Origin of the sequence: Pantoea sp. ME81 (genome assembly GCF_903970985.1) — a bacterium.
GTDB lineage: Bacteria > Pseudomonadota > Gammaproteobacteria > Enterobacterales > Enterobacteriaceae > Pantoea > Pantoea communis.
This window is the reverse complement of record NZ_CAJCKS010000244.1, coordinates 1-5,661: the sequence shown is the minus strand read 5'-3', so window position 1 is coordinate 5,661 and position 5,661 is coordinate 1. Positions and strand designations below refer to the sequence as shown.

At 52.3% G+C, this 5,661-nt stretch carries 6 protein-coding genes; 4 read left to right on the top strand and 2 right to left on the bottom strand.

Annotation, left to right across the window (positions count from 1 at the left end):
- Window positions 1-39: 39 nt before the first annotated feature.
- The 3 genes from H7A81_RS25240 (at window position 40) to H7A81_RS25230 (ending at window position 2,122) form a co-directional block, all read left to right on the top strand.
- Window positions 40-1,170, top strand: a complete 1,131-nt coding sequence (locus H7A81_RS25240) for an MFS transporter (protein ID WP_182059089.1) — start codon at window positions 40-42, stop codon at window positions 1,168-1,170.
- A gap of 86 nt (window positions 1,171-1,256) precedes the next feature.
- On the top strand, window positions 1,257-1,568 hold the full coding sequence (locus tag H7A81_RS25235) for a cupin (RefSeq protein ID WP_097119056.1): 312 nt from the start codon (window positions 1,257-1,259) through the stop codon (window positions 1,566-1,568).
- A gap of 338 nt (window positions 1,569-1,906) precedes the next feature.
- The gene (locus tag H7A81_RS25230) at window positions 1,907-2,122 is read left to right on the top strand and encodes a YdgH/BhsA/McbA-like domain containing protein (RefSeq protein ID WP_182059088.1); all 216 of its coding nucleotides are present in this window, start codon (window positions 1,907-1,909) and stop codon (window positions 2,120-2,122) included.
- Window positions 2,123-2,191: 69 nt separating this feature from the next.
- Here the strand turns inward: H7A81_RS25230 and H7A81_RS25225 are convergent, their stop codons facing one another.
- Window positions 2,192-2,881, bottom strand: a complete 690-nt coding sequence (locus H7A81_RS25225; protein ID WP_182059087.1) for an N-acetylmannosamine-6-phosphate 2-epimerase — start codon at window positions 2,879-2,881, stop codon at window positions 2,192-2,194.
- Window positions 2,878-4,434 carry a PTS transporter subunit EIIC gene (locus H7A81_RS25220; RefSeq protein WP_182059086.1) on the bottom strand — a complete coding sequence of 519 codons (1,557 nt, stop codon included), beginning with the start codon at window positions 4,432-4,434 and terminating at the stop codon, window positions 2,878-2,880. The genes H7A81_RS25225 and H7A81_RS25220 overlap by 4 nt, the downstream gene beginning before the upstream one ends.
- 174 nt (window positions 4,435-4,608) lie before the next feature.
- On the opposite strand from H7A81_RS25220, the gene H7A81_RS25215 reads away from it, so the two are divergent.
- Window positions 4,609-5,436, top strand: coding sequence for a MurR/RpiR family transcriptional regulator (locus tag H7A81_RS25215; RefSeq protein WP_160867490.1), 828 nt, complete (start codon window positions 4,609-4,611; stop codon window positions 5,434-5,436).
- Window positions 5,437-5,661 lie beyond the last annotated feature (225 nt).

Genomic DNA, 5,661 nt, shown 5'->3' with positions numbered 1-5,661 from the left:
TATGTGGATAATAAACCCATTATGCGGATAGGTGTATTCATGACTGTATTAAAGCCTGCAGCGGCAATGACGTTATTGGCGGTGAGTTGCCTGACCATCATGGTGGGCTGCGTTATCGTACCGGGATTGAGTGAGATTGCTGCGCAATTAGGAGTCTCACATCTGGCTAACTGGCTGGTGACGCTGCCTGCATTGGGCGTAGTGGTGGCAGGGCCCTTTGCCGGACGAGCGATAGACCGTTATGGCGCTTACCCCATGCTTCTTGTGGGGCTTTTCTGTTACGGCGGATTGGGCGTGGCGGGTGCCTGGTTACCCGGCGCACCCCTGCAGATCATTGATCGTGTCCTATTAGGCTGTTTTACCGCCGTAGTGATGTCGGCTGGAACCAGTTTAATTGCCAGTTTTTATCAGGCTGAAGCACGACTTAAAATGATGGCGCGTCAGGGCATGGCTATCGAACTTGGTGGAGTGGTGTTTTTATTTATTGGCGGGATTCTGGCTTCCTTGAGTTGGCGCTATCCCTATGCACTCTATCTTTTCTCCTGGTTGCTGCTCGCATTGGTGGTCATTTTGATTCCACGTCCGCAACAGCAAATCGCCACTGAAACCAGGGATGAAGGCGCAACCAACAGCGATCGGGCATTGCGTCCGGTATTGCTGGCGGCCATCTGCTCCATGATGTGTTTCTTTACCGCCATCATCATGCTGCCACAACGCTTTGCCGCGTTGGGCGTTAATGCCGCTCATATCGGGTATTTTCTGTCATTCGTTTCGCTGGTGGCCGTGTTGGCTGCAGCGTTGATGCCGCATGTGGCACTGCAATTTGGTCCTTATCCAACCCTGATCATGGCGTTCGTTTGTTATATGTTGGCACACCTGGAGTTTGCTGCTGCACCGGACATGCTGCTGTGCCTGCCGGGCGGCATCCTGTTAGGCATGGGATTTGGCCTGTCAGTGCCTCTGGTCAACCATATGACGGTTGAAACCAGCCAACCGCATGAGCGTGGACGTCAACTGGCGCGTTTATCGATGGCAATCTTTGCCGGGCAATTTCTCGCGGCCTTTATGGCTTATATTCCCGGCCAGGTGGCGATGACCTTTATTGCCGCAGCAATACTGGCCGTGATGAATATTGTTGCTTTGCGTAAGTTCGCCGTGGTGAGGGATTAATCTGTCCGAAAAGGGTCGATGCATGTCCTCATTCATCGACGGCTTACCGTTAATATAGTGCGCAATCTCAATCATTCAGGATGCGCATGAAAACCATCATCAGTAAAAACTTTACTCCAGCCAAAGCCTGGGATGCCGTTGATATTGCCAATTTCGACGGTACCAGCGTCAGACTGCATTGGACTGATAAACCTTATCGCTGGCACATCAACGACGGCGAAGAGGTCTTTGTGGTGTTGGATGGTGCAGTAGAAATGCATTACCGCGAGCAGGGCGAAGTACAGAAAGTGATGTTGAATGTCGGTGATATTTTCTTTGCCAGTGTGGGAACCGAGCATGTTGCCCATCCGCAGGGCGCCGCGCGGGTACTGGTGGTTGAGAAAGAGGATTCGGTATGAAACCACACTAACCGTAATCGGTAACGATTTGATCCGTTAGGCGTAACAGGAGATGAGTGAGCAATCAGGCGCAAGCTCGTACGAAAAGTAACCACGGCAGTGTAGCTGGCGTGGTTGGCGGTGAGAGATGATTTATCCACAGGTTAGCGCGCGGTCTTTTCACCTGAAATGTGGATAACATCCTGATCATTATGACAGTCGATGTGACAGTAACTCCGTGTATGATTAGTTGGATCATCATAATCGCACTAATAGTTAATATGGTAATGGTAACGTAGGGTATTATTGTTTTCATCGAAGGCACACAGCCTTCACTCACAACCCAAAGGAATAAGACCATGAAAACCATCAAAACACTGACCATCGCCGCTGCCGCCGCTCTTTCACTGATGTCTGCTGCCAGCTTTGCCCAGAGCATCTCCGTTGAGTCATCAACTCTTGACGGTGCCGAAGCGAAAGTTGCCGCAGTCGCTCACCAGCAGGGCGCACAGTATAAAATCACTGAAGCGAACACCAACAACCGTGTGCACATGACGGCAGAACTGTACAAATAAGTTCAGTTTCCGCTTCAGCGTTAAGGCTGCCTTCGGGCGGCTTTGCTATTTAAGGCCTAATAAAACGTATTAGCTGATTGCGTTGACAAAACGCTGCGTTATTTGCTGAGGACGGGTTATCGCGCCACCGACCACCACAGCATGCGCGCCCAGTTTTAAACACTGCGCCGCCATCTCAGGTGTTTCCACATTGCCTTCTGCAATCACTGGCACCTTCACTGCTGTTAATACTTCACGCAGAAAGTGAAAATCATTTGCCGCCAGATACTTTCCGCGCGTTTCCGCCGTGTAGCCATGCAGCGTAGTACCTACGCAGTCGAAGCCGAGTTCATCCGCCAGCAACGCCTCATCAACTGTCGCGATATCTGCCATCAGCAATAACTGCGGATAGCGTTGACGAATCGCCGCCACCAACTGCGGCAACTGCAGTTCGCCAGGCCTCTGATGTTGCGTGGCGTCCAGCGCGATCATCGCTGGATTCGCCGCCATCAATTCATCGACCTCTTTGAGCGTGGCAGTGATATATACATCACTGCCTGAATAATCTCGTTTGATAATGGCGATAATGGGCAAATCCACGGTTTGCATAATCTGCTCTACATCGATCAGACTGTTGGCGCGGATTGCCGACGCGCCACCTTGCTTCGCGGCTAATGCCATACGCGACATGATATAGGCGCTGTGCAGGGGTTCATTTTCCAGTGCCTGACAAGACACCACCAGTTTCCCTTTAATTTGCTCCAGCATGTTTGCTTTCATAGCGCGAGTAACTCCTCAACTTCATTTTTGATAATGGTGACGTGCGGGCCATAGATCACCTGTACGCCGTTGCCACGCTGGATAACCGCGCGAGCGCCCGTGGCCTTCAATGCGGCCTCATTAAGTTTAGAACTGTCGTTTAGTGTGATACGCAAACGTGTGGCGCAGCAGTCAAGTTCGGCAATATTGTCTTTACCGCCCAGCGCTTTAATCACCTGCAAAGGGCGTTCGCCAGCGGCAACTGGCAAGGTATCGATGCTGACATCTTCACGGCCTGGCGTTTTGAAATTGAATCGAGTGATCAGCAGGCGGAAGGTAAAGTAATACAGCAGGAACCATGGCACGCCGACCAGGGGCACATACATCCAGTGGGTTTTCGCTTCACCCTGCAATACACCGAACAGAATGAAATCGATTAAACCGCCGGAGAAGGTCTGTCCAATGGTGATGTGCAGGATGTGGGCGATCATAAAGGCCAGGCCATCGAACAGCGCGTGAATCACATATAACACTGGCGCCACAAACAGGAACGAGAACTCAATCGGTTCGGTGATCCCAGTCAGAAATGAGGTGAGGGCGGCGGATAATAACAAACCGGCCACACGTTTGCGGTTCTCGGGTTTGGCAGTGTGATACATCGCCAGACAAGCCCCGATCAGGCCAAACATCATGGTGATAAAGCGGCCCGACATAAAGCGCGCCGTCCCCAGATAAAACTGCTGCGTATTGGGATCGGCCAACTGAGCGAAGAAAATGCGCTGAGTGCCTTCAACCAGATGACCATTGACCATTTCACTGCCGCCCAAAGCGGTAGTCCAGAAAGGCAGATAGAAGATGTGATGCAGACCAAACGGGCCGAGCATGCGCAACACAAAGCCGTATATGAAGGTGCCGAAATACCCCGTGGCATCGACCAGTCCACCCATACCGAATATCAATTTCTGAAAATGCGGCCAGACGATGGTCATTGCCGCGCCAACGATAATCGCCACAAACGAGCTAATAATCGGGACGAAGCGTGAGCCACCAAAGAAGCCGAGAAATTGTGGCAGGGCAATTTTGTTATAGCGGTTGTGCAGTAACGCGGTGACCAGCCCGATCACAACACCACCAAACACGCCGGTTTCCAGCGTTTGAATGCCGAGCGCCATGCCTTGACCCACGGCACTGAGATTACTGCTGGCCAGCACGCCGGTGAGCGTCAGCAGTGAGTTGATGGTGGCATTCATCACTAAATAGGCCAGTAACGAGGCCAGCCCAGCCGTACCCTTATCACTTTTAGCGAGTCCTACCGCCACGCCGACCGCAAACAGCACCGCAAGGTTGGCGAATACCACTGAACCGGCGCTGGCCATGATGGTAAAGACACCTTGCAACCAGGCGATGTCCAGGAAGGGATAAGCTTTTACCGTGTTGGGATTGGATAACGCGCCGCCAATGCCCAACAGCAAGCCGGCGGCAGGTAATACCGCGATCGGCAACATAAAGGATTTTCCAAAACGTTGCGCTTTTTCAAACCAGCTTCCAGAGGAAGCGCCACTGAACATTGACATAAATTTTCATCCCCGAATGATTGTTGTGGTAAAAATTATTATCACAACATACTTCATTTGATGAAAATAACTACCATTAGTGTGATAGCTTTCACTTATAATCAATTCTGCTGGCACAAATCAGGGCCTTTACGCACACTAAGCGCCATCAATATTGGCTAATGGAGAGGTGTCATGACGGACAATGGAAATATTTTGCTGCATCTGAAGCAGGGCTTGCCGGGCTACAGTCCTGCGCTGCAAAAGCTGGGCGACTTCATCCTGACCGAACCGCAGAGAGTGCTGTATCTCACCATTACCGAATTGGCGAAAGAGACGGACACCAGCGAAGCCAGCGTGACGCGCTTGTGCCGCAACCTTAGTTGCAAAGGCTACACCGAATTTAAGATGGCGCTGGCGCTGGATGTGCAGCAGAGTCAGCCCACGCTGGCAGCAACGGGCGATCCGGTTGATGCGCTGGTGGAAGAGTCGGTGCAGGCGCTGCGCGATACCGGAAAATTTATTGATCGCGAGGTCTTACAGCAGGCAGGTGCGGCGGTGCATCAGGCGCGTTCTATCCAAATCTATGGCGTGGCTGCCAGCGCGATAACCGGCGAATATTTGCATTATCGTCTACTACGGCTGGGCAAATCCGCGCAGCTGTTTGGTGATATGCATCGTGCGGCCATGAATGCTTCGACCCTGGGTGAAGGTGATTTGGTCATCGCGATCTCTGCTTCCGGTTCCACCAAAGATCTGATGCATGTGGTCAATGTGGCGAAGAAGCGCAAAGCTCAGGTGCTGATGCTAAGTAATACGCTGCGCAGCCCGATGGGCAATCTGGCGGATATGTTGCTGGTGGCGGCGCGACCGGAAGGTCCTCTTAATGCCGGAACGTTGAGTGGGAAGGTAGGGGCGATGTTGCTGGTTGAGGCGTTAATGGGGGAGCTGATGGCACATGATGCGCATTACGCCACAGCCAGTCAGCAAACGGCCAGTGCAACGTTGCCGATGTTAATCTGACCGCTGGGTCATTCGCTCTTAATTCCAACATGACGGAAAAATCGGTGCGCAGCGATGCGCACCCGAGAAGATACATTTACTCACTCGCCAGCGCGGCGACCGGATCCATACGGGCAGCTTTGCGGGCTGGCAGATAACCAAAAATCATGCCGATAATAGTGGCGATCGGAAGCGCGTCGTGTAGGGAAAGAGTGCACGCACTAGGGAAGGACCGCGGGGCTGCGG